Genomic DNA, 22,450 nt, shown 5'->3' with positions numbered 1-22,450 from the left:
GAGCAGTGAGCAATCTGGAGACGAACACGGTGGAAGAGCGGTGCGAGTCGCACCCCGACGGCGGCGGCATCCAGGTGCTCGGCGCGCGCGAGGTCCCGCTCGGCGGCCCCCGCGCGATGCCGGTCCGGCGCACCCTCCCGCAGCGCGACCGTTCGCTGATCGGAGCCTGGTGCTTCGCCGACCACTACGGTCCGGACGACGTCGCGAAGACGGGCGGGATGAACGTCCCGCCGCACCCGCACACGGGATTGCAGACGGTGAGCTGGCTGTTCACCGGCGAGATCGAACACCGTGACAGCATCGGCTCGCACGCGATGGTGCGCCCTGGTGAGGTCAACCTGATGACCGCGGGCCGGGGGATCGCGCACTCCGAGGTCTCGACCCCACAGACGCGGATCCTGCACGGCGCGCAACTGTGGGTGGCGTTGCCGGCGTCGGCGCAGGACGCGGAGCCGGCGTTCGAGACGTACGCGCCCGACCCGGTCGTCCGGGGCGGGGCGACCGTGCGAGTGTTCCTCGGGAGCACGGTGGGCTCCACGTCGCCGGTGCGGACGTTCACGCCGCTGCTCGGTGCGGAAATCCTGCTGGAGCCGGGTGCCGACATCACCCTCGACATCGAGCGCGGCTTCGAGGTCGGGGTGCTCGTGGACGAGGGCGAGGTGCAGCTGCGCGGGACCACGCTGAAGTGGGCGGAACTCGGCTATCAGCCGCCCGGCGAGGCGCTGGTGGTGCTGCGCAACACGGGCGGAACCCGGGCTCGGCTGCTGGTGCTCGGCGGCGAGCCGCTCGGCGAGCAGGTGATCATGTGGTGGAACTTCCTCGGCCGCAGCCACGAGGACATCGTCGGCTACCGCCGCGAGTGGCAGTCCGAACTCCGGGGCGCGGCACCCGCCGACCCCCGGTTCGGCACGGTCGAGGGCTACGACGGCGATCCGTTGCCCGCCCCCGAACTGCCGAACAGTCGCCTGAAACCGCGCGGCTGACGGGCGGCCGGATCAGTAACTGGTGAGCGACGTGTTGGCGCCGCACAGCACCACGCAGAGCGGTGTGTCGCCGGTGGGGCGGAGCTGTCCGGTGACGATCGCGGCGAGCGCCGCTGCGGTGCCGTGTTCGACGACGATCCGGAACTCCTCCCACAGCAGCGTTCGCGCGTCGATCAGGGCGTCGTCGTCGACGATCAGACTGGAGACGGGCCGCGAGCGGACCGTCTCCCAGGCGATGGAGCCGATCCGGGTGGCGCCGAGGGAATCGCCGGCGATGCTGTCGATGTCGATGTCCGCGGGTTGCCGGGCGGCGACCGCGGAGTGCAGCGTCGCCGCTCCGCTCGGTTCCACGCCGAAGATGCTGTCGTCCTCGCCGCTGCCGGCGATGACGCCGGACAGCAGTCCGCCGCCGCCGACGGCGATCACATAGGACAGCGGCTCGGCGACGTCGTCCTGGATCTCGAGCGCGATGGTGCCCGCCCCGGCGACGATGTCGGGGAGATCGTAGGCGTGCAGGGCGAGGGCGTTCGACGACGCCGCGAGTTCTTTCGCGTACTCGGCCGCCTCGGCGTACCGGTCGCCGACCTTGCGCACGTCCGCGCCGAGTGCGATCAACTTGTCGATCTTGACGTCGGGTGCCGTGACGGGGACGACCACGGTGCATTTCACACCCCGGAGCCGCGACGCCCAGGCCGCTCCGATGGCGGCGTTCCCGCCGGACGCGATGACGACGCCTGCGTCGTCGAGGCGTCCGGCCTCCTCGGCGTGCAGCAGCGCGTTGAGACTGCCCCGCACCTTGAACGAGCCGCCGTACTGCAGGAATTCGAGTTTGAAGATCACCGGCACGGCGCCGTGGACGGTGGGCACGGTGGTGCGGAACGTCGGTGTCCTGCGGATCAGGCCGGTGATACGCTCACGCGCCCTGTCCACGGATGCGCGATCGATGGTGTCAGCCATGGTCTCATCGTTCCATCCCGTGCGGCCGCGGCTACCGCGGCTGCTTGACGGTCGCCGTGCCCTGGGCGGCGGCGCACAGCACCTCCGAGCCGTCCTCCTGCACCGCGTAGATGTCGCACCGGCACAGCGCCTGACGGCGAGTGGACGCGTCGGCCCGGGCGTCTGCCCGCAGCAGCACGCCCTGGGCGGGCCGGAGGTAGGTGATCGTGAAGCCCGCGGTCATGATGTTCGCGCCGAGGACCGTGCCCGCGGCGAAGGTCAGGGCATTGTCGGCGGCGTACGACAGGACACCGCCGTGCACGAAGCCGTTCTGTTGCCGCAGTTCGTCCCGGACGGGGATCTCGAGGGTGGTGCCGCCCTCGCCGAACTGCGTCATCCGTGCGCCGACGAGCACGCTGAACGGCTGGGCCTCCAGCACGGCCTGTGCGGTGTCGGCGGTGAGTGCGACGTCGACTGTCATCCCTCTACTCCTGGTTTCGTAACGAGTCCCACGCGGCGCGTGCCAGTTCGGGCGCGACCGCGGTGGGATCGGTGGTCATGGCACCCGCGAGCCATTGGCGTGAGTACTCCTGAGCCGGGCCTAGCCACAATGCGTAGAGCACGTCGAAGTCGAACCGGCGGACCGTTCCGTAGTGTTCGTGGACCCGCCACCAGTGGGTGACGTCGCGGAAGAACGCCGCATTGGTGGTGTCGGCCCGCTCGTCGAGGCCCGGGGGGCGGGGCGCGGCGAGGATGGTGGCCCGCTGTGGGTTGCCGGACACCCAGTGCAGGTGGCGGACGACGGCACCTTCCACCCCGGACCGGGCATCGGCGCATTCCGCGAGTGCGGCCCGGAACCCGCCCTGGTAGTCGGCGAGCGCCCGCAACCAGACCTGCAGGTACAGCTCTTCCTTGTTCGGGAAGTGGTGGTAGACGGCTCCCACGCTGACTCCGGCCTCCTGCCGAATGTCCGCCAACCGGGTGCCCAGGACGCCACGGCGGGCGAAATGGCCCTCCGCCACGTCGAGCAACAGACTTTGAATCGGCACATACCGAATATAGTTCGGTCCGGGTCGCGGGGACAGTGAGTTCGGAGGATTACGGCGAAGGGCGACCCTGTTCCTGGGACGATGGGGACGTGCGCACTCCGCGACAGTCCCGACGGATCACGCCCCGGACGGGACGCCTGGTGTCCCCGCCGACCCGCCCGCTGCGACGCCCCGGTCCGCCGCCGTCGCTACTCCACGAGTTCGAGCGCGCCGGCCTCCTCGACGGGCTCAGCGGGCCGGACCGGTCCGCGCGCGTGGGGGTGCTGAACACCCTGATCGAGGACGGGGCGTCGATCGACGATCTCCGCGGCGCCGCGCGGGGCGATCGCCTCGCACACCTGCTGCTCGACCACGCGCTGTCGCCGAAAGGCCGGTACAGCATCGACGACATCGCCCGGAAGGTGGGCGTGACCGTCGACGACGCCCGGCGTTGGTTCCGGGCCATCGGCCGGGGTGCATCGGCGGACGGCACGTTCTACGACGACGGCGACCTCGACCTCGCGCGCGGACTCGAACAGTACCGTGACCTGGGGCTCGACGAGAGCGCCATCTTCGCGGCCGCCCGGGTCCTCGGCCGCAACCTCTGGACGGTCGCCGGCGCCGCGGACTCGCTCCTGCAGGAGCGGCTCGAGGCGACGCGCGAGCACCCCGAGGTGGCGCTGCGGTACGCGGTGGAGATGCGTCGCATCGTGGATTTCGAGGCGCAGATACTCGCCCACCTCATCGCCACCGCCCTGCGCCATCAACTGCGGTCCGATGCGGTGGGCATCGCGGGCGACTCGAACCTCCAGGTGCGGGGAGCGCAGGAGGTCGGGGTCTGTTTCGCGGACCTCGTCGGATTCACGCTGCTCGGGGAGCAGGCGGAGCCCGCCGATCTGGGCCGGGTGGCCGAGCGCCTCGACCGGGTGGCCACCGATCTGGTGTCGCCGCCGGTGCGTCTGGTGAAGACGATCGGCGACGCCGTCATGATGGTCTCGCCCGATCCCAACGCGCTGGCGCACGTCGCGCTCGACCTCGTGCAGGCCGCGCGCGCCGAGGGGCTTCCGCAGTTGCGGGCCGGGATCGCCTGGGGCACGGCGGTACCGAGCGCAGGCGACTGGTTCGGCAGGCCGGTCGCCATGGCCGGTCGCGTCGTCACGGTCGCGCCGTCCCAGGAGGTGGTCGTGACGGGGGAGTTCTACGACGAACTGGACAGCGACGAGTTCTGGGGCGAACCGGCGGGCAGTCACCGGCTCGAGGGAATCGACGCCCCCCAGAAGCTTTTCGGGATCGGCCGCCGCTCGGTGGCCTGACCGGCGCGCCGCCGGAAAACGTGTCGTACCCTCGCGATACGGTCATGGCACAGCTCACAGAAGCACATCGAGCGAGGCGCAACATGACTGGCGATTCGGGCGCAGACTGGCATTTCTACGCGGTGGTGGAGACCGCGATGGACGGCGGTCACACGCTCGCCGCGTTCGGGCCGAGACCGACGGCGCTCGACGCCCTCCGGCTGGCCGTGCATTCGGTGAACCACACCGCGTATTCGGTTCTCGAACAGGGGATCGCGGGCGATCCGCGGGCCGACGCGAGCGTGGTCGAGCGGTTGCCGATCACGTCGTTCACCATCCGGCGACACCGCCGCAGCACGAGTGAACTCGACGACCGTTGGATGCTGAACGGCGGCAGGCATCACCGGTAGCGGCTACCGCGGTTCCGTGGTGAGGTAGTACTCGAGCACGGGCCCGACCCACCGCATCAGCTGTTCGTGCGTCATGTCCGCGAGGGGCGGCACCCGAAGTACGTAGCGGGAGAAGGCGAGTCCGAGGACCTGCGACCCGACGAGGGCCGCGCGCTCGTCGGGGTGATCGGCCGCGACCGCTGCGAGTGCGGGCGCCACCTGGCGGGCGAAGACCTGCAACATCGCCTCGGCGGCCCGCGGGCTGCTGGCCGCGGCGCGGAGCAGGGGGAGGAACGCGCCGTCGTTCTCCCATACCGCGAAGAAGCGCGGCATCAGCACGGCCGCGAGTTCCTGTGCGGGAACGTCGTGGAGGTCGGGGAGGTGCAGTTCGAATTCGGCGGCCTCGGCGAACAGTGATTCCTTGTTGGTGAAGTACCGGACCACGAGTGCGGGGTCGACGCCGACGTCCGATGCGACGGCGCGCATCGTCGTGCGTTCGTAGCCGTTCGTGCCGAACCGGGCGCGGGCCGCGTCGAGGATTGCGGCGCGGGTGGCGACGGCGGAGCGGGCGCGGCGTTCGGGCATTCCCGAAGTGTAGTCAACAACTGTTGACCTGGCGCCGGGATGCGTCTACCGTCGAAGTCAACAGTTGTTGACTTGCTGGGAATCTCTCGATCGGAGGCGGGCGTCATGAAGCACATCGACGTGGTGGTGATCGGCGCGGGACCCACCGGATGCATGCTCGCGGCCGAGTTGGCGACGGCGGGCCGATCCGTGACGGTGCTCGACAAACGCGCCGCGCCGTCGACCCTCAGCCGCGCATTCGGCGTCCACGCCCGCACTCTCGAACTGCTCGACGCCCGCGGACTCGCCGACCGTCTCGTGGCCACCGGCGCCCCCTCGCCGGGCCTGAAACTGTGGCGCGGCGCGGCGCTGAACCTCGGGCGCCTGCGGTCCCGCTTCCCGTACGTCCTCGTCACACCGCAGCAGAACGTCGACGCCCTCCTCGAGGCGCACGCCCGGGAGCGCGGCGCCGACTTCGTCCGGGGTTTCACCGTCACCGGGGTGGAGCAGGACGGGGACGGCGTCCGCGTTCACGGCCACGACGGATCGGGACGCGCCGGCACGTTCCACGCGGCGTACGCGGTCGGTGCGGACGGCGCGCACAGCGTGGTGCGGACGTTGATCGGGCAGCCGTTCCCGGGCAAGGCCGTATTACGGTCGATCATGCTCGCTGACGTCGAACTCGAGAACCCGCCGGACAACCTCGTGACCGTCAACGCCGTCCGCGACGGATTCGCCTTCATCGCGCCGTACGGCGACAACCTGTTTCGCGTGATCGCCTGGAACCGCAGCCACCAGGTGGACGACAGCGCCCCCGTGGACCGGGAGGAACTGCGCAGCACCATCCGACTGGCGATGGGCACGGACTACGGACTCGGCGACGTGCGGTGGCAGTCGCGATTCCACAGCGACGAACGGCAGGTCCCGCAGTATCGGACGGGCCGGGTGTTCCTCGCAGGCGATGCCGCCCACGTGCATTCACCGGCGGGCGGCCAGGGGATGAACACCGGCATTCAGGACGCGATGAATCTCGGCTGGAAACTCGCGGCCGTCCTCGGCGGCGCGGACGACGCGGTGCTCGGCACCTATCACTCCGAGCGGCACCCGGTGGGGCGGCTGGTGCTGCGGTCGAGCGGAGCCACGATGCGCATGATGACCGTGCGGCCGTGGATTTTGCGGAAGCTCCGGAACGGTGCGGTGGCAGCGCTTCTCGGATTCCCGCCGATCGGCGACGCGGTGGCGCGGATGTTCTCGGGCATCGGAATCGGCTACGGCCACGACGCCGGCGAGAGCGCCCTGGTGGGCCGGCGCGCCGAAGACCTCCCCACCGACGCCGGCCGACTCTACGAGGTGCTGCGCTCGGGCGGGTTCGTCCTGGTCACCGAGCCGGGGGCGCCCGTTCCCGGCGGCATTCACGCGGTGGCCCGGACCGCGGACGGACCCGCACTGCTCGTCCGTCCCGACGGGTACGTCGCGTGGGCGGGCGACAGTAGGTCGGGACTGTGGCGCGGCGCCCTGGACCGCTGGACCGCCCGCACCGCGATCGGGGCCGGGCCGGTCAGCCGGTGACCTCCGAGCTGTTGAAGGCCTGCGCCCGCAGGTCCCGGGCGAGGTGATCCCGCTGCTCGAGCACCAGCCGGCGTAGCGCGGCGGGCGCGTCGGTGTTGCTCGCGAGCCATTCGTCCGCCGCGTCGAGGTTCGTCTCGGACGGGAAGAGCCCGACCACGATCCGCCGGGCGATCTCGATGCTGCGCGTCTCCCACACCGAGCGGATCGCGGCGAAGTAGTCGGCGGCGTAGCCGGCGACGAGGTCCCGCCGGGCGCCTGCGCGGAATCCGGCGATGATCGCGCCGAGGTGGTCGTTGGACAGTGTGCGGTCGTGGAAGATCGCGTCCCAGGCCTTCGCCTTCACGTCCGGGTCCGGTCGCGAGAACGTCGCCCGCAGGTACGCGGTGCGGCCGGAACCGGTGTCGTCGCGGCGCAGTTCACCGTCGAGGTCCGCCATGTCGGCGTGCCCGGTGGCGGCGAGCGCGCCCCTCAGCGCCCACCGCAGGTCCGGGTCGAGCGACAACCCGGCCGGCGCCTTCCCGTCGGTGTCGAGCAGCGACCGGATGTCCTCCGCGCGACTGTCGTCCACCTCGGCGGCGGCGGCCACCGCGCGTGCCCAGGCGAGTTGTCTCCCCGACGCAGGCGGGGCGTCCCACAATGCACGCCACGTGTGGTCGAGCCACTCGCGGCGAGCGGAGCCGCGCGCGGTCTCGGGCAGATAGTGCTCGATCGCGTACGGGGCGTTGGCCAGCACGGAGGTGAGCAGGGTCAGGTGCGATTCCGCCGGGGAGAACCGCTGGGCCATGGACAGATACCGCTTCGCGCCCAGTTCGCTGTCGCGGGTCGTGTTCCACAGCGACGACCAGATCAGGCCACGCGCCAGTGGGTCCCGTACCCGGTCGAGGGACTGCTCGACGGTGCTCAGCGATCGATCGTCCAGCCGCACCTTCGCGTACGTCAGGTCGGCGTCGTTGAGCACCACGAGCGGCGCGTCGTCGAGGTCGATCGGGGTGTGGGCGTCCGCGAGGTCGACCTCGACGCGCGCCGCGCACACGAGATCGCCGGCCGCGTCGAAGTCGTAGCGCCCCACTCCGAGCCGATGTGGGCGCGGATCGGTCTGCACGATCGCGGCGCGCCCGTCGGCGTCCCGTTCCAGACTCAGCGCGGACACCCCGGTGGTCTGCAACCAGGCGCGTGCCCAGCTCGTCAGGTCCCGGCCCGACGTCGCCGACAGCTCCGTCAGCAGATCCGTGAGGGTGGTGTTCCCGAACGCGTGGGCGCGGAAGTAGCGGCGCGCCCCCTCGAAGAACGCCTCCCGCCCGGCGTACGCGACGAGTTGCTTGAGGACGCTGGCGCCCTTCGCGTACGTGATGCCGTCGAAGTTCAGTTTCGCGGCCTCGAGGTCCACGATGTCCGCGACGATCGGATGCGTCGTCGGCAACTGGTCCTGCAGGTACGCCCACGCCTTGCGGCGGTTGGCGAAGGCCACCCACGCGTCGGTCCACCGGGTGGCTTCCGCGTTCGCCAGTGCGCCCATGTAGTCGGCGAACGATTCCTTGAGCCACAGGTCGTCCCACCACACCATCGTCACGAGGTCGCCGAACCACATGTGGGCCATCTCGTGCAGGATCGTGTTCGCGCGGCCCTCGTACTGGGAATCCGTCGCGGCGCCGCGGAACACATACGCCTCGGTGAACGTCACGCAGCCCGGATTCTCCATGGCCCCGAGGTTGTATTCGGGGACGAACACCTGGTCGTACTTGCCGAACGGGTACGGGTAATCGAAGCCGTCCGCGAAGAAGCTCAGCCCCTGCCGGGTGATCTCGAAGATCGTGTCGGCGTCCAGGTACTGCGCGAGCGACGCCCGGCAGAGGACGCCCAGCGGGATCGTGAGGTCGCCGCCGCTCCACTCCGAGTCCACCCGGTGGTAGGGCCCGGCCACGATCGCAGTGATGTACGTGGAGATCGGCAGGGTCGGCGCGAACGTGACGACCTGCCCGTCGGTCGTGTCCACCCGTTCGGCGATCTCCCGGTTGGAGACCACCTCCCACCCGTGCGGTGCGGTGACGACGAACGTGAACGGCGCCTTCAGGTCCGGCTGCTCGAAGCAGGCGAACACCCGCCGCGCGTCCGCCGGTTCGTACTGCGTGTAGAGGTACGTCCGGTCGTCGGCCGGGTCGAGGAAGCGGTGCAGTCCCTCACCGGAGCGGCTGTATTCGCCCCGGGCGGCCACGGTCACGACGTTCGATTCCCGCAGCCCGCTCACCGCGATGCGGGCGCCGTCGTAGTCGACGGGGACGCTCGCGCCGTTGACGGTCACCGATTCCACGCCGGCCCCGAGGAAGTCGAGCCAGGTCGTGGATGTGCTCGCGGTGAACTCGACGGTGGTCGTGGTCGCGAACGTCGCGACCTCCGGGTCGACGGCGCCGAGGACGTCCAGTTCCACTCGATAGCCGAGAACGTCGATCGCGCGGGAACGTTCGGCGGTTTCGGCTCGGGTCAGGTTCGCGGTGCTCACGGGTCGATCCTGCCAGCCGGGCCCGTCGTCCGTGCCGCTACCGGTTGCTCAGCACGGATCCGACGCCCGCCGCGACGACGAGCGCGATCGCGGCCAGCGACTGCAGCCCGAGGACCTGCCCGAGCACGATCACCCCGGCGAGAGTCGCGGCCGCCGGTTCGAGGGCGATGAGCACGGCGAACACCTTCTTGCTCATCACCTGCAGCGCCCGCAGTTCGAGCGAGTACGGAATCACCGAGGACAGCAGGGCCACCGCCGCGCCGACGGCCAGGATCCGGGGGTCGAACAGCGCGGTGCCGCCCGATACCGCGCCGAGCGGAATCGTCAGCGCCGCGGCGACGATGCTCGCCCCGGCCAGGCCGTCCGCGCTGGGTACCCTCGTGGCGAGGTGGGAGCCGGCGACGATGTAGCCGGCCCAGGCCGTACCGGCGACGAGCGCGAACCCCACCCCCACGAGGTCGAGGGACTCGGCGCCCGAGTTCTCGCGCAGGCCGAGCAGGACCACCCCGGTCAGCGCCGCGAGCACCCACACGCCGTCCTGCAGTCGCCGCGACAGCACGGCGGCGAGGGTGAGCGGACCCAGGAATTCGATGGTGACCGCGGTGCCGAGCGGGAGCCGCGCGAGGGCCTCGTAGAACGCCGAGTTCATCACGGCGAGTGCCACTCCGAGTGCGAGAACACCCTGCCGCTGTGTGCGTGCCCACCGTCGCCACCGCGGCCGCACGATCACCCCGAGGACGATCGCCGCGATCGTGAGGCGCAGGGACACGGCGCCGCCCGCGCCCACCGCGTCGAACAGGGTGCTCGCGAACGCGGCACCGAACTGGACGGACAGCACCGATGCGAGGACCGAGACGACGGGGAGGAGTTGACTGCGCGGCTCGGCTGTCACGGGTGTGCGCTGCCCTCGGTCACCGGCCGGTGAAGTCCGGAGTGCGGCGGTCGAGCATCGCGCCGACCGCCTCGTGATGGTCCGCGGTGTGATGGGCGAGCGACTGCATGGCCGCCGACAGTTCGAGGAGGCTCTCGAGGCTCTGGTGACGGCCCTCGCGCAGCAGCTTCTTGGTCATCCGCAGCACCTGCGGCGGGTTGACCGCCACCCGGTCGGCGAGCGCCCGCGCCGCGTCGAGGAGTTCCCCCGGTTCGACGACCTGCGAGACCAGTCCCCATTCGAGGGCCTTCGCCGCGTCGATCGCGTCGCCGGTGAACGCCATCTCGCTGGCCCGCGCCATCCCGACGGCCTGCGGAAGGAACCAGGCGCCGCCGTCGCCGGGAACGAGTCCGACCTTGACGAAGCTCTCGGCGAACACGGCGGCCGTGGAGGCGATCCGCATGTCGCACATCAGCGACAGGTCGCAGCCGGCGCCGATCGCGGGCCCGTTGACGGCGGCGATGGTCGGCACCTCGCAGTGGTAGAGGGCGAGCGGGATGCGCTGGATGCCGTGCCGGTAACCCTGACGCAGGTCGGCGGGGGAGCCGCCGAACATTCCCGCGCGGTCGCGCATGTGCTTGACGTTGCCGCCGGAGGAGAACGCCGAGCCGGCACCGGTGACGATCGCGGCGCGCACACTGGGATCACCATTGACGTCGGCCACCGCATTCTCCAGCGCCTCGATCACGTCCGGCTCGGAGATGGGATTACGGGCCTCCGGGCGGTTGAGCGTCCAGGTGACGATGTCGCCTTCGCGGGTGGTGAGCACGGCGTCGGTCATGGACGACTCCCTCGGGTGTGAGCGCGGATTCGAGACCGTCCCAGTCTGTCATTGCGCTCAGATGCCGGTGCGCCGCACCAGTGCGTCGGTGGCGGACGGCGCGAACGTGCCGAGCAGCCGGAACAATTCGGCGTAACTGGGGAGCAGTTCGATCGGCCGGGTGCGCACGGCGGTGACGAACCATTCCGCCGCCTGCTCGGGAGTCAGCGCCGCCATCGCGTCGTAGTCCGTGGTGGGTGCGATCATCGGCGTCCGGACCAACGGGAAGTCGAGGGTGGTCACCGAGATCCCGCGGTCGCGCAGTTCGGCGCCGAGGCTGCGGCCGAACGCGCCGACGGCCGCCTTGGACGCGTGGTAGGCGGAAAACTTGGGCATGACCCCAGCCGGCACACCCCACGTCGCGACGTTGATGACGTGCCCCTCGCCGCGCTCGAGCATCGACGGGAGCAACTTCAGGGTCAGCCGCGTCGAGCCGAAGTAGTTGACGGCCATGGTGCGTTCGAAGTCGTGGAAACGGTCCAGCGAGTCCTCCACGGTCCGCCGGATCGACCGTCCCGCGTTGTTGACGAGAACGTCGACGGGTCCGATCTCCCCGAGCACCCGCGCGACGAGGGCGTCGACGGACTCCGGGTCCGTGAGGTCGCACGGGACGGCGTGGGCGTCGCAACCCGATCGCAGGATGTCGTCGCGCACCGACTCGAGGGCGTCGGAGCCGCGGGCGACGAGGACGACCTCCGCGCCGAGGGTCGCGAGCCGGCGTGCCGCCGCTTCGCCGACGCCCGAGGAACCGCCGGTGACGAGGATTCGCTTGCCGGCGACGGTGTGGCCGGTTCCCGGGACCAGTCGGGCTGCCAGGGTACGCGGGGTGGGGAGTGGGTTGAGCGCGGCCTGGGTGAGCATCTGTCGGATCACGTGACCAAGGATGTCAGCTCGCCGAGCGGACCGCAGCCAAATAACAATCAATCGTGCTTGCTTTTTTATCGGGTCGGTGTGATGCTGGTCGCATGGCTGAACTGCAGAGGTTCATCGATGATCTGTGCGCCGAGAGTGACTCGCTGGATGCGCTCGTCGCCGACCTCCCCGACACCCGCTGGGCCGATCCGACACCGGCCGAGGGCTGGACCATCGCCCACCAGATCGGGCATCTGCTGTGGACCGACGAGGCCGCGCTGCTGGCGATCACCGACCCCGACGGCTTCACCGAGCAGCTGACGGTGGCCGCCGCGAACCCCGGTGGATTCGTCGACGCCGGCGCCGCCGAACACGCCCGGCGCGCACCCGCCGAACTCCTGGCGGCGTGGCGTTCGGCGCGGACCCGACTCGCGGAGGCGCTCCTAGCCGTGCCGCCCGGGCAGAAGATCCTCTGGTACGGCCCGCCGATGAAGGCAGCGTCGATGGCCACGGCCCGGCTGATGGAAACCTGGGCGCACGGCCAGGACGTCGCCGACGCACTCGCGGTGCCCCGCAAGCCCACCGAGCGGTTGAAGAGCATCGCGCACCTGGGCGTCCGCACCCGCGACTTCGCCTACGCCGTCAACGAACTCGCCCCGCCCGCGGAGGAGTTCCGCGTGGAACTCACCGCCCCCGACGGGGTGTCCGTCTGGACGTGGGGTCCCGAGGACGCCGCGCAGAAGGTCACCGGGCCCGCCGAGGACTTCTGCCTCCTCGTCACCCAGCGCGCGAACCGTGCCGACCTCGACCTCGAGGCCACCGGCGCGGACGCCGACGCGTGGCTGAACATAGCTCAGGCCTTCGCGGGCCCGGCGGGCGGCGGCCGTGAGGCGGGAACCCGATGACCGTGCGGATCGGCAACTGCTCCGGCTTCTACGGCGACCGCCTGTCGGCGATGCGCGAGATGCTCGAGGGCGGCGAACTCGACTACCTGACCGGCGACTACCTCGCCGAACTGACCATGCTGATCCTCGGCCGTGATCGCATGAAGGACCCGAACCGCGGCTACGCCAAGACATTCCTCCGTCAGGCGGAGGACTGCCTCGGACTCGCGCTGGACCGCGGTGTCCGCATCGTCGCCAACGCGGGCGGGCTAAACCCGACCGGCCTCGCGGACGCGTTGCGGGAGGTGAACGACAAGCTGGGGCTGCAGGCGAAGATCGCCCACGTCGAAGGCGACGACCTGATCGCCAGGGCAGCCGAACTGGGGCTGGGCAGCCCGCTCACCGCCAACGCCTACCTCGGCGCGTGGGGCATCGTCGAATGCCTGAATGCCGGCGCCGACGTGGTCGTCACCGGACGTGTCACCGACGCGTCCGTGATCGTGGGCCCGGCGGCCGCGCACTTCGGCTGGCAGCGAGACGATGTCGATCAGCTCGCCGGCGCTGTGGTGGCCGGGCACGTCATCGAGTGCGGCACCCAGGCGACGGGCGGCAACTACGCGTTCTTCACCGAGATCGACGACCTCGACCGCCCCGGGTTCCCGATCGCGGAGATCGAGTCGGACGGATCGTCCGTCATCACCAAGCATCCCGGCACGGGCGGCGCCGTCACCGTCGGCACCGTCACCGCGCAGTTGCTGTACGAGATCACCGGTGGCCGGTACGCCGGACCCGACGTGACCGCGCGGATCGACACCGCCGCGTTGTCGCAGGACGGCCCGGACCGGGTCCGGATCAGCGGCGTCACCGGGGAGGCGCCGCCGCCGCAGCTCAAGGTGTCGCTGAACACTCTCGCCGGCTTCCGCAACGAAGCCGTGTTCGTGCTCACCGGCCTCGACATCGAGGCCAAGGCGGCACTGGTGCAGCGGCAACTCGAGGGGTGGCTGCCCACCCGGCCCGCCGAGCTCGACTGGTCGCTGGCCCGCACCGACCACCCGGACGCCGACACCGAGGAGGCGGCCAGTGCGCTGCTGCGCTGCGTGGTCCGGGACCCCGACGCCAATGCGGTCGGTCGCGGATTCTCCTCGGTCGCAGTCGAAATGGCGCTCGCCAGCTACCCCGGATTCACGCTGACGGCGCCGCCCGGTCAGGGGCAGCCCTACGGCGTGTTCACCCCCGGCTACGTGTACGCCAAGGAGGTGCCGCACGTCGCGGTGCTGCCGGACGGCACCCGCGTCGACATCGAACCCGCCACCGACGTCCGGGACCTCGCGGACGTCGACGAGCCCGCGCTCCCCGAGCCGCGGGCCGCGGAACCCACGGTCCGGGTCGCGCTCGGCACCATCGCCGGGGCACGCAGCGGTGACAAGGGCGGCAACGCGAACGTCGGGGTGTGGGTGCGCACCGACGAGCAGTGGCGATGGCTGGTCCACGCGCTGACCGTCGACGAAGTGAAGCGCCTGCTCCCGGAGGCCGCCGATCTCGTCGTCACGAGGTACGTGCTGCCGGAACTGCGCGCCGTCAACTTCGTCATCGAGGGAATCCTCGGGCAGGGCGTCGCGTCCCAGGCCCGGTTCGACCCGCAGGCCAAGGGGCTCGGCGAATGGCTCAGATCCCGGCACCTCGACATTCCGAAAGCACTCCTCCCCGAAGGGACAACGTTGTGAGCGTGTGGGACACACCGGAGCGGCAGGAGCTGCGCAAGACGGTGCGCAGCTTCGTCGAACGACAGATACTGCCCAACCTGGACGAGTGGGAGCGCGACGGCGAACTGCCCCGCACCCTCCACCGTGAGGCCGCCGAACTGGGACTGCTCGGCGCGGGCTTCCCCGAATCCGTCGGCGGCGAGGGCGGCGACCTCGTCGACGCGGTTCTGATCTGCGAGGAATTCCACCAGGCGGGTGCGTCGGGTGGCGTGTTCGCTTCGCTGTTCACGTCGGGAATCGCGCTGCCGCACCTCGCCGCCGCGGGCGACCCCGAGCAGATCGAGAAGTGGGTCCGCCCCACCCTGCGCGGCGAACTCATCGGCTCGCTCGCCATCACCGAACCCGGCGGCGGTTCCGACGTCGGGCACCTGCGGACCACCGCGGTCCGCGACGGCGACCACTTCGTCGTCAACGGGTCCAAGACGTTCATCACGTCCGCCGTCCGCGCCGACTTCGTGGTCACCGCCGTGCGCACCGGCGGCCCCGGCGCGTCCGGGGTCTTCCTCCTCGTGATCGAGAAGGGCACACCGGGATTCGAGGTGGCGCGCAAACTCGACAAGATGGGCTGGCGTGCGTCGGACACGGCCGAACTGTCGTTCGTCGACGCGCGGGTGCCCGCCGCAAACCTCGTCGGCGAGGAGAACAGCGGGTTCGCGCAGATCGCGCAGGCCTTCCTCACCGAACGCATCGCCCTCGCCGCGCAGGCCTACGCGAGCGCGCAGCGGTGCCTCGACCTCACGCTGGCGTGGGTGCGCGACCGGGAGACGTTCGGCCGCCCGCTGATCAGCAGGCAGTCGGTGCAGAACACGGTCACCGAGATGGCCCGCAAAACGGACGTGGCCCGCGTCTACACGAGGGCACTGGTGGAGCGTTCGCTCGTGTCGAACGAGGACTTCATCGCCGAGGTCTGTTTCGCGAAGAACACTGCCGTCGAGGCAGGTGAGTGGGTGGCCAACCAGGCCGTCCAGCTGTTCGGCGGACTCGGCTACATGCGCGAGAGCGAAGTGGAACGGCAGTACCGCGACATGCGCATCCTCGGGATCGGCGGCGGCACCACCGAGATCCTGACGGGGCTCGCGGCCAAGCGATTGGGGTATCAATCATGACCACGTTGAAATCCGCCCTGGACACCGGTTCGGAGGAGTATGCCGCGGCGGCCCGGACCATGACGGAGAAACTCGCCGAGATCGAGACCGAGCACGCCAAGGCGCTCGCGGGCGGCGGCGAGAAGTACACCGAGCGGCACAAGAAGCGCGGCAAACTCCTCGCCAGGGAGCGCATCGAACTGCTCCTCGACCCGGATTCACCGTTCCTCGAACTGTGCCCGCTCGCGGCGTGGGGCAGCGACTTCCCGGTCGGCGCCAGCACCGTGGTGGGCATCGGGGTCGTGGAAGGCGTCGAATGCCTGATCGTCGCGAACGACCCGACGGTCCGCGGCGGAACCAGCAACCCGTGGACGCTGCGGAAGGGATTCCGCGCCAACGACATCGCCCGGCAGAACCGGCTTCCCGTCATCTCCCTCGTGGAATCCGGCGGCGCCGACCTTCCCACGCAGAAGGAAGTGTTCATTCCCGGTGGGCGCATGTTCCGCGACCTCACCCAGCTGTCCGCGGCGGGCATCCCGACCATCGCCCTCGTCTTCGGCAATTCGACGGCCGGCGGCGCGTACATCCCGGGCATGTCCGATCACGTTGTCATGATCAAGGAACGGTCCAAGGTGTTCCTCGCCGGACCGCCCCTGGTCAAGATGGCCACCGGTGAGGAATCCGACGACGAAACCCTGGGCGGCGCCGAGATGCACGCCCGCAAGTCCGGTCTCGCCGACTACTTCGCCGTCGACGAGCAGGACGCCATCCGGATCGGGCGCAGCATCGTCAAACGCCTGAACTGGAAGAAACAGGGCCCGGCGCCGCGCGCGGAGGTCATCGAACCGCTCGAGGATCCCGAGGAACTCCTGGGCATCGTCCCCGCCGACCTCAAGATCCCGTTCGACCCCCGCGAGGTCATCGCCCGCATCGTCGACGGCTCCGACTTCGACGAGTTCAAGCCGATGTACGGATCGTCCCTCGTCACCGGCTGGGCCGAGTTGCACGGGTATCCGGTGGGCATCCTCGCCAACGCGCGGGGTGTGCTGTTCAGCGAGGAATCGCAGAAGGCCACCCAGTTCATCCAGCTGGCCAACCGCTCGAACACCCCGCTGCTGTTCCTGCACAACACGACCGGCTACATGGTCGGCAAGGAGTACGAGGAAGGCGGGATGATCAAGCACGGGTCGATGATGATCAACGCCGTCTCCAACTCCACCGTCCCGCACATCTCGATCCTGCTCGGTGCGTCGTACGGCGCCGGCCACTACGGGATGTGCGGGCGCGCGTTCGACCCCCGATTCCTGTTCGCCTGGCCGAGTTCCAAATCCGCCGTGATGGGCGGCGCGCAACTGGCCGGTGTCATCTCCATCGTCAGCCGGGCCTCCGCCGAGGCGCGGGGGCAGGCGTTCGACGAGGAAGCCGACGCCGGGATGCGCGCGATGATCGAAAACCAGATCGAGGCCGAATCGGTGCCGATGTTCCTGTCCGGTCGCCTCTACGACGACGGCGTCATCGACCCGCGCGACACCCGCACCGTGGTGGGAATGTGCCTGTCGGCCATTGCCAACGCCCCGATCGAAGGCGCCGAGAACTTCGGCGTCTTCCGAATGTGAGGCACTGATGACCGACCCCGTCTCTCCGCTCGCCCCTGCAATGATCCAGTCCGTACTGGTTGCCAACCGCGGCGAGATCGCCCGCCGCATCTTCGCCACCTGCCGCCGCTCAGGCATCGGGACCGTCGCCGTGTTCTCGGACGCCGACGCGCTCAGCCCGCACGTCACCGAGGCCGACGCCGCGGTCCGGTTGCCGGGCAACAGTCCCGCCGACACCTACCTGCGCGGTGACCTCGTCATCGAGGCGGCGCTGCTCGCCGGTGCAGACGCCATCCACCCCGGCTACGGGTTCCTGTCCGAGAACGCGGAGTTCGCGCGCGCCGTCCACGATGCGGGGCTGACGTGGATCGGACCGCCCGCGCCCGCCATCGAGATGATGGGTTCCAAGGTCGAGTCCAAGAAGTTGATGGCCGCCGCCGGGGTCCCGGTGCTGGCCGAACTCGATCCGGACGCCGTCACCGAAGCCGATCTGCCGGTGCTCGTCAAGGCGTCCGCGGGCGGCGGCGGACGCGGCATGCGCGTCGTGCGTGAACTCGCGGACCTTCCGGAACAGCTGGAGGGCGCGCGGCGCGAAGCGCAATCGGCGTTCGGCGACCCGACCGTGTTCTGCGAGCGCTACCTCGAGACGGGCAGGCACATCGAGGTCCAGGTGATGGCCGACCGGCACGGAACCGTGTGGGCGGTGGGGGAGCGCGAGTGCTCCATCCAGCGCCGGCACCAGAAAGTGGTGGAGGAGGCGCCGTCGCCGCTGGTCGAGGCCGTCCCGGGAATGCGTGAGCGGCTGTTCGAGGCCGCCCGGCTCGCGGCGAAGGCCATCGACTACGAGGGGGCGGGGACGGTCGAGTTCCTGGCGACCGGACGAGCGGACACCGACGGTGGGGACTTCTTCTTTCTGGAGATGAACACCCGCCTTCAGGTGGAGCACCCGGTCACCGAATGCACCACCGGTCTCGACCTGGTGGACCTGCAACTGCAGGTGGCGTCAGGTTTGGCACTCGACGCCGATTCGCCCGCCGTGTCCGGCCATTCCATCGAGGTCCGGCTGTACGCCGAGGACCCCGCGCAGAACTGGCAGCCGCAGAGCGGACCGGTCCACCGCCTGGCGCTACCCGGCAGCGTGGTCGAATTCGACGTTCTCCGCACGCCGGGCATCCGCCTCGACTCCGGGGTGGTCGAGGGGTCCACCGTCGGCGTGCACTACGACCCGATGCTCGCGAAGGTCATCTCGTTCGCACCCACCCGGACGCAGGCAGCGACCCGGCTGGCGACGGCACTGGGCCGCGCGCAGATCCACGGACTCCGCACCAACCGCGACCTCCTGGTCAACGTGCTCCGCCACCCGGCGTTCCTCGCGGGCGACACGGACACCGCCTTCTTCGACACCCACGGACTGGACGTGCTGGCGCAGCCGCTGGCGTCGGTGGAGACCGAGCGACTGTCGGCGCTGGCCGCCGCCCTTGCCGACGCCGCGCACAACCGTGACGTCGCGACGGTCGACTCGACGCTCCCCAGCGGGTGGCGGAACCTGGCGTCCGCGCCGCAGTGCAAGACGTTCACCGGTACCGGCGGCGACGTCGAGGTCCGGTACCTGCTCACCCGGTACGGGCTGAAGGCGGAGGGGTTCGGCGACGTCTCACTCGTGTCGGCGACGGCACGGCACGTCGCACTGGATGTCGCGGGCCTGCGCCGCTCGTTCGAGGTGTCCCGGTACGGCGACGACGTCTTCGTCGATTCCGCCCTGGGGCCTGTGAGCCTGCACGCCGCACCGCGATTCACCGACCCGAGTGCCGTCGTCGCCGAGGGGTCGCTGCTCGCTCCGATGCCGGGTTCCGTCATCCGCGTCGGCGCCGTGGTCGGCGATGCGGTGACGGCCGGTCAGCCGATCGTGTGGCTCGAGGCGATGAAGATGGAACACACGATCAAGGCGCCGGCGTCCGGTGTCCTCACCGAACTTTCCGTGACCGTCGGCACGCAGGTCGACATGGGAACGGTCCTGGCAGTAGTCGAAGCAGCGCAGGCAGAGGGAGAATCATGAGCTTCATCGAAACAGAAGAACAGAAGGAACTCCGCGCCTCCGTGTCGAGGCTCGGGGAGCGCTTCAACTACGTCGACTACGTGCTGCCGCGGGCGCGGCGCGGCGAACCGCTCACCGAATTGTGGAACGAGGCGGGCAAACTCGGCTTCCTCGGCGTCAACCTCCCCGAGGAATACGGGGGCGGCGGCGCGGGCATCTACGAACTGGCGCTCGTCCAGGAAGAACTCGCCGCCCACGGCGCCGGACTCCTGCTGGTTGTCGTCTCGCCCGCCATCTGCGGCACGATCATCGGCAAGTACGGCACGGCGGACCAGAAGCAGAAGTGGCTCCCCGGTCTCGCCGACGGCTCGAAGATCATGGCGTTCGGCATCACGGAGGCCGACGCGGGGTCCAACTCGCATCAGATCTCGACCACCGCGAGGCGAGACGGTGACGACTGGCTGCTGTCGGGGAACAAGATTTACATCTCCGGTGTCGACCAGGCGGACGCCGTGCTGATCGTCGCGCGGACCGAGGACTCGAAGACCGGCAAGCTGAAGCCCGCGCTGTTCATCGTCCCCACCGACGCCGAGAATTTCGTGAAGACGCCGATGGAGATGGACATCGTCGAGCCCGACCACCAGTTCATGCTGTTCCTCGACGACGTCCGGTTGCCCGCCGACGCGCTCGTCGGGGAGGCCGACGCGGCCTTGATGCAGCTGTTCGCCGGTCTCAACCCCGAACGGATCCTCGGCGCGGCGATGGCGATCGGCATGGGCCGCTACGCGCTGGACGCCGCGGTCCGGTTCGCGAAGGAGCGCACGGTGTGGAAGGAGCCGATCGGCGCGCATCAGGGCATCTCGCATCCGCTGGCGCAGATCAAGATCGAACTCGAACTGGCCAAGCTGATGATGCAGAAGGCCGCGGTCCTCTACGACAGCGGCGACGACTTCGGCGCGGCGGAGGCCGCGAACATGGCCAAGTACGCCGCCGCCGAGGCCAGCATCAAGGCGCTCGACCAGGCCGTCCAGACGCACGGCGGCGCCGGCCTGACCAAGGAATACGGTCTCGCGGCGATGCTCGGTGCGGCGCGTATCGCCCGTGTCGCCCCGGTGAGCCGGGAAATGATCCTGAACTTCGTCTCCCAGCACTCGCTGGGGTTGCCGAAGTCGTACTGATGTCGAACGGACAGCACATGACCGACGTGGAAGCCGACCGGTACGTCCGGTACGAGGTGGATCGAGGGTTCGCCACCCTCACCCTCGATTCGCCCCACAACAGGAACGCGATCTCCGGCAGGCTCGTGGACGAACTGCTGCAGGGATTGCGGGACGCCGCCGCGGACAACGACGTCCGCGGCGTCGTCCTCACCCACACCGGCGGCACGTTCTGCGCCGGGGCGGATCTGAGCGAGGCGTCCGGCGACGTCGGCTCGCGCACTCGGCAGATGGCCGAACTGCTGCGCGCCATCGTCGAGTTGCCGAAACCGGTGATCGCCCGGATCGACGGTCACGTCCGGGCCGGGGGCATGGGACTGGTCGGGGCGTGCGACCTCGCCGTCGCCGGGCCGCGCAGCACGTTCGCGCTCACCGAGGTCCGGCTCGGGCTCGCCGCGTCGATCATCTCGCTGACCGTGCTGCCCCGCATCGATTCGCGCGCCGCGAGCCGCTACCTGCTCACCGGCGAGAAGTTCGGCGCCCACGAGGCGGAGGCGATCGGGCTGATCAGTGAGTCCGCCGAGGATCCCGCCGATACCGTCGAGGAATTGCTGGACCAGTTGCGGCAGGCGTCGCCGCAGGGTCTGGCCGAGTCGAAGACGTTGACCACCCGCGGTGTGCTCGCCGACTTCGACCGCTACACCGACGAGCTGACCGCCCAGTCGGCGAGGCTGTTCGAATCCGAGGAGGCGCGGGAAGGCATGATGGCGTTTCTGCAGAAGCGGCCGCCGAGATGGGCCTCCGGCCCTGTGCGTGGTTGACGAGTCTCTGGACTCGTCAACCACTCACAGGCGCGCAGCGCGACGAGAGGAAGTGACACATGACCCGCGAACCGAAGCAGGACCGTAGCCGGGTCACGCGCGGACATCTCCTCGAGGTCACCATCGACTGCCTCGCGGAACTGGGCTGGGGCGCGACGACGGTGAGCCTCGTCGCCCAGCGTGCCGGCGTGTCCCGCGGCGCGACCCAGCACCATTTCCCCACCCGAGAAGACCTCATCACCGCGGCGCTCGAGGTCATGTTCGACGCCCGGATGGAGCAGGCCCGGCGCGAGGCCACCGACCTGCCGACCGGGGAGGGGCGCACCGAGGCGGTGGTGTCGCGGCTCGTCGACTACTACACCGGCACCCTGTTCAAGGCGGCGCTGCAGGTGTGGACGGCGGCCGCCGCCGACCCCGAACTGCGAGCCCGGATCGTGCCGCTCGAGGAACGGTTCGGTCGGGTCGCGCACCGCACCGCCGTCGAACACTTCGGGTTCGACGACGCCGATCCCGTCGCGCACCGGCTCGTCCAGGCCACCCTCGATCTCGCCCGCGGACTCGGCCTGGCCGACGTGCTCACGGACGACTCCAAGCGGCGCGCGGAGATCGTGCGGCAGTGGGCTGCGCAGCTGGACGCAGCCCTACCGAGGCGCCTCGACGTGGCCGTTCTCGACTGACCGGGCAAAGATTGCGGGGATCGGTAGAGTCACCGACCATGGGCCGGAAATGGGGAGCGCTCGTCCTGATCACCGTCGCGGCCGGTCTGGCCGGCTGTGGGGGAGACGGCGACGATTCCGGTACCGCACCCGCCGCACAGAGTCTTCCGCAGGTGACCGATCCGGGCCCGTTCTTCGGTCAGTGCGGTTCGGTCACCGACGACGAGGTGGCGAAGGCGTTCGGGATGCCGCCCTTCACCGGGGTGACGCGCAATTCCGTCGGCTGCGAGTGGGAAACCGCGGGAATAGGCGGTCCCAGCGTGACGTTTTCGTGGTACCGCGGCAGTCCGATCGGCCGCGAGCGGGCGGGTTCGGAGCTGATCGGCAGGCCGGCCACCGACATCGACGTCCAGGGACATCCCGGCTTCATCGCGTCGTCCGAAGGAATTCTGTGTGAACTCGGTGTGGAGTTCGGCGGTGACTTCGTGCACTGGTCGGTGATGTACGCGGACGCGCAACCCGCGGCGGATCCGTGCAAGGTGGCGCGCGACCTCGCCGAACTCAGCGTGTCGAGGGCCAAGTGAGCGGGAGAG

General features: G+C 70.0%; 21 protein-coding genes. 13 read left to right on the top strand and 8 right to left on the bottom strand.

Annotation, left to right across the window (positions count from 1 at the left end; translation table 11 throughout):
• Nucleotides 1–5 precede the first annotated feature (5 nt).
• Nucleotides 6–983, top strand: a complete 978-nt coding sequence (locus I1A62_RS16485) for a pirin family protein (RefSeq protein WP_087557064.1) — start codon at nt 6–8, stop codon at nt 981–983.
• 12 nt (nt 984–995) lie between these two features.
• On the opposite strand, the gene I1A62_RS16480 is transcribed toward I1A62_RS16485, so the two are convergent.
• Genes I1A62_RS16480 through I1A62_RS16470 form a run of 3 tightly spaced genes read right to left on the bottom strand, consistent with a single transcriptional unit; the run spans nt 996 to nt 2,968 of the window.
• Entirely contained in the window at nt 996–1,940 is a 945-nt protein-coding gene (locus I1A62_RS16480; protein WP_219459195.1) for a serine/threonine dehydratase, read from the bottom strand.
• Nucleotides 1,941–1,971: 31 nt separating this feature from the next.
• Complete coding sequence (locus I1A62_RS16475) at nt 1,972–2,400, bottom strand: PaaI family thioesterase (RefSeq protein ID WP_072940095.1); 429 nt, start codon at nt 2,398–2,400, stop codon at nt 1,972–1,974.
• A gap of 4 nt (nt 2,401–2,404) precedes the next feature.
• Nucleotides 2,405–2,968, bottom strand: a complete 564-nt coding sequence (locus I1A62_RS16470; protein WP_087557067.1) for a TetR/AcrR family transcriptional regulator — start codon at nt 2,966–2,968, stop codon at nt 2,405–2,407.
• Nucleotides 2,969–3,057: 89 nt separating this feature from the next.
• Here I1A62_RS16470 and I1A62_RS16465 point away from each other — a divergent pair, with 89 nt between their 5' ends.
• Together I1A62_RS16465 and I1A62_RS16460 are read left to right on the top strand one after the other, a co-directional pair.
• Entirely contained in the window at nt 3,058–4,260 is a 1,203-nt protein-coding gene (locus tag I1A62_RS16465) for an adenylate/guanylate cyclase domain-containing protein (protein WP_219459194.1), read from the top strand.
• Between the two features lie 83 nt (nt 4,261–4,343).
• Nucleotides 4,344–4,649, top strand: coding sequence for a hypothetical protein (locus I1A62_RS16460; protein WP_124389069.1), 306 nt, complete (start codon nt 4,344–4,346; stop codon nt 4,647–4,649).
• Between the two features lie 3 nt (nt 4,650–4,652).
• Here I1A62_RS16460 and I1A62_RS16455 read toward each other — a convergent pair whose 3' ends face one another.
• Complete coding sequence (locus I1A62_RS16455; protein ID WP_124389070.1) at nt 4,653–5,213, bottom strand: TetR family transcriptional regulator; 561 nt, start codon at nt 5,211–5,213, stop codon at nt 4,653–4,655.
• A gap of 105 nt (nt 5,214–5,318) precedes the next feature.
• Between I1A62_RS16455 and I1A62_RS16450 the strand changes: the two genes are divergently transcribed.
• Nucleotides 5,319–6,761, top strand: a complete 1,443-nt coding sequence (locus tag I1A62_RS16450; RefSeq protein WP_219459193.1) for an FAD-dependent oxidoreductase — start codon at nt 5,319–5,321, stop codon at nt 6,759–6,761.
• Here I1A62_RS16450 and pepN read toward each other — a convergent pair.
• The 4 genes from pepN to I1A62_RS16430 are packed head-to-tail and all read right to left on the bottom strand — an operon-like array spanning nt 6,751 to nt 11,870.
• Nucleotides 6,751–9,258: an aminopeptidase N gene (gene pepN / locus I1A62_RS16445; RefSeq protein ID WP_219459192.1), complete on the bottom strand. Its 2,508-nt coding sequence runs from the start codon at nt 9,256–9,258 to the stop codon at nt 6,751–6,753. The two genes, I1A62_RS16450 and pepN, sit on opposite strands and share 11 nt — an antisense overlap.
• A 37-nt stretch (nt 9,259–9,295) precedes the next feature.
• Nucleotides 9,296–10,150, bottom strand: coding sequence for a DMT family transporter (locus I1A62_RS16440; protein WP_219459191.1), 855 nt, complete (start codon nt 10,148–10,150; stop codon nt 9,296–9,298).
• Between the two features lie 19 nt (nt 10,151–10,169).
• Nucleotides 10,170–10,970, bottom strand: a complete 801-nt coding sequence (locus I1A62_RS16435) for a crotonase/enoyl-CoA hydratase family protein (protein WP_219459190.1) — start codon at nt 10,968–10,970, stop codon at nt 10,170–10,172.
• 57 nt (nt 10,971–11,027) lie between these two features.
• Nucleotides 11,028–11,870 carry an SDR family oxidoreductase gene (locus I1A62_RS16430; protein WP_219461229.1) on the bottom strand — a complete coding sequence of 281 codons (843 nt, stop codon included), beginning with the start codon at nt 11,868–11,870 and terminating at the stop codon, nt 11,028–11,030.
• Nucleotides 11,871–11,974: 104 nt separating this feature from the next.
• Between I1A62_RS16430 and I1A62_RS16425 the strand changes: the two genes are divergently transcribed.
• Genes I1A62_RS16425 through I1A62_RS16385 form a run of 9 tightly spaced genes read left to right on the top strand, consistent with a single transcriptional unit; the run spans nt 11,975 to nt 22,441 of the window.
• Nucleotides 11,975–12,766 carry a TIGR03084 family metal-binding protein gene (locus tag I1A62_RS16425; RefSeq protein WP_219459189.1) on the top strand — a complete coding sequence of 264 codons (792 nt, stop codon included), beginning with the start codon at nt 11,975–11,977 and terminating at the stop codon, nt 12,764–12,766.
• Nucleotides 12,763–14,469 carry an acyclic terpene utilization AtuA family protein gene (locus tag I1A62_RS16420; protein ID WP_219459188.1) on the top strand — a complete coding sequence of 569 codons (1,707 nt, stop codon included), beginning with the start codon at nt 12,763–12,765 and terminating at the stop codon, nt 14,467–14,469. The genes I1A62_RS16425 and I1A62_RS16420 overlap by 4 nt, the downstream gene beginning before the upstream one ends.
• The gene (locus I1A62_RS16415; RefSeq protein WP_219459187.1) at nt 14,466–15,614 is read left to right on the top strand and encodes an acyl-CoA dehydrogenase family protein; all 1,149 of its coding nucleotides are present in this window, start codon (nt 14,466–14,468) and stop codon (nt 15,612–15,614) included. Before I1A62_RS16420 ends, I1A62_RS16415 begins: the two co-directional genes overlap by 4 nt.
• Complete coding sequence (locus I1A62_RS16410) at nt 15,611–17,209, top strand: acyl-CoA carboxylase subunit beta (protein WP_219459186.1); 1,599 nt, start codon at nt 15,611–15,613, stop codon at nt 17,207–17,209. Before I1A62_RS16415 ends, I1A62_RS16410 begins: the two co-directional genes overlap by 4 nt.
• Before the next feature lie 40 nt (nt 17,210–17,249).
• Nucleotides 17,250–19,244 (top strand): biotin carboxylase N-terminal domain-containing protein, encoded by a 1,995-nt coding sequence (locus tag I1A62_RS16405; protein ID WP_219461226.1) that lies wholly within the window; start codon nt 17,250–17,252, stop codon nt 19,242–19,244.
• Nucleotides 19,241–20,401 (top strand): acyl-CoA dehydrogenase family protein, encoded by a 1,161-nt coding sequence (locus tag I1A62_RS16400; RefSeq protein WP_124389079.1) that lies wholly within the window; start codon nt 19,241–19,243, stop codon nt 20,399–20,401. The genes I1A62_RS16405 and I1A62_RS16400 overlap by 4 nt, the downstream gene beginning before the upstream one ends.
• Nucleotides 20,401–21,201: an enoyl-CoA hydratase family protein gene (locus I1A62_RS16395; RefSeq protein ID WP_124389080.1), complete on the top strand. Its 801-nt coding sequence runs from the start codon at nt 20,401–20,403 to the stop codon at nt 21,199–21,201. The genes I1A62_RS16400 and I1A62_RS16395 overlap by 1 nt, the downstream gene beginning before the upstream one ends.
• 59 nt (nt 21,202–21,260) lie before the next feature.
• Nucleotides 21,261–21,878 (top strand): TetR/AcrR family transcriptional regulator, encoded by a 618-nt coding sequence (locus tag I1A62_RS16390; protein ID WP_219459185.1) that lies wholly within the window; start codon nt 21,261–21,263, stop codon nt 21,876–21,878.
• A gap of 38 nt (nt 21,879–21,916) precedes the next feature.
• Entirely contained in the window at nt 21,917–22,441 is a 525-nt protein-coding gene (locus tag I1A62_RS16385; RefSeq protein WP_095862590.1) for a DUF3558 domain-containing protein, read from the top strand.
• Nucleotides 22,442–22,450: the final 9 nt, after the last annotated feature.

This window comes from Rhodococcus sp. USK10, assembly GCF_019378875.1.
GTDB lineage: Bacteria > Actinomycetota > Actinomycetes > Mycobacteriales > Mycobacteriaceae > Rhodococcus_F > Rhodococcus_F pseudokoreensis.
The sequence above is the reverse complement of the archived record's forward strand: the minus strand, read 5'-3'. Positions and strand labels throughout refer to the sequence as shown.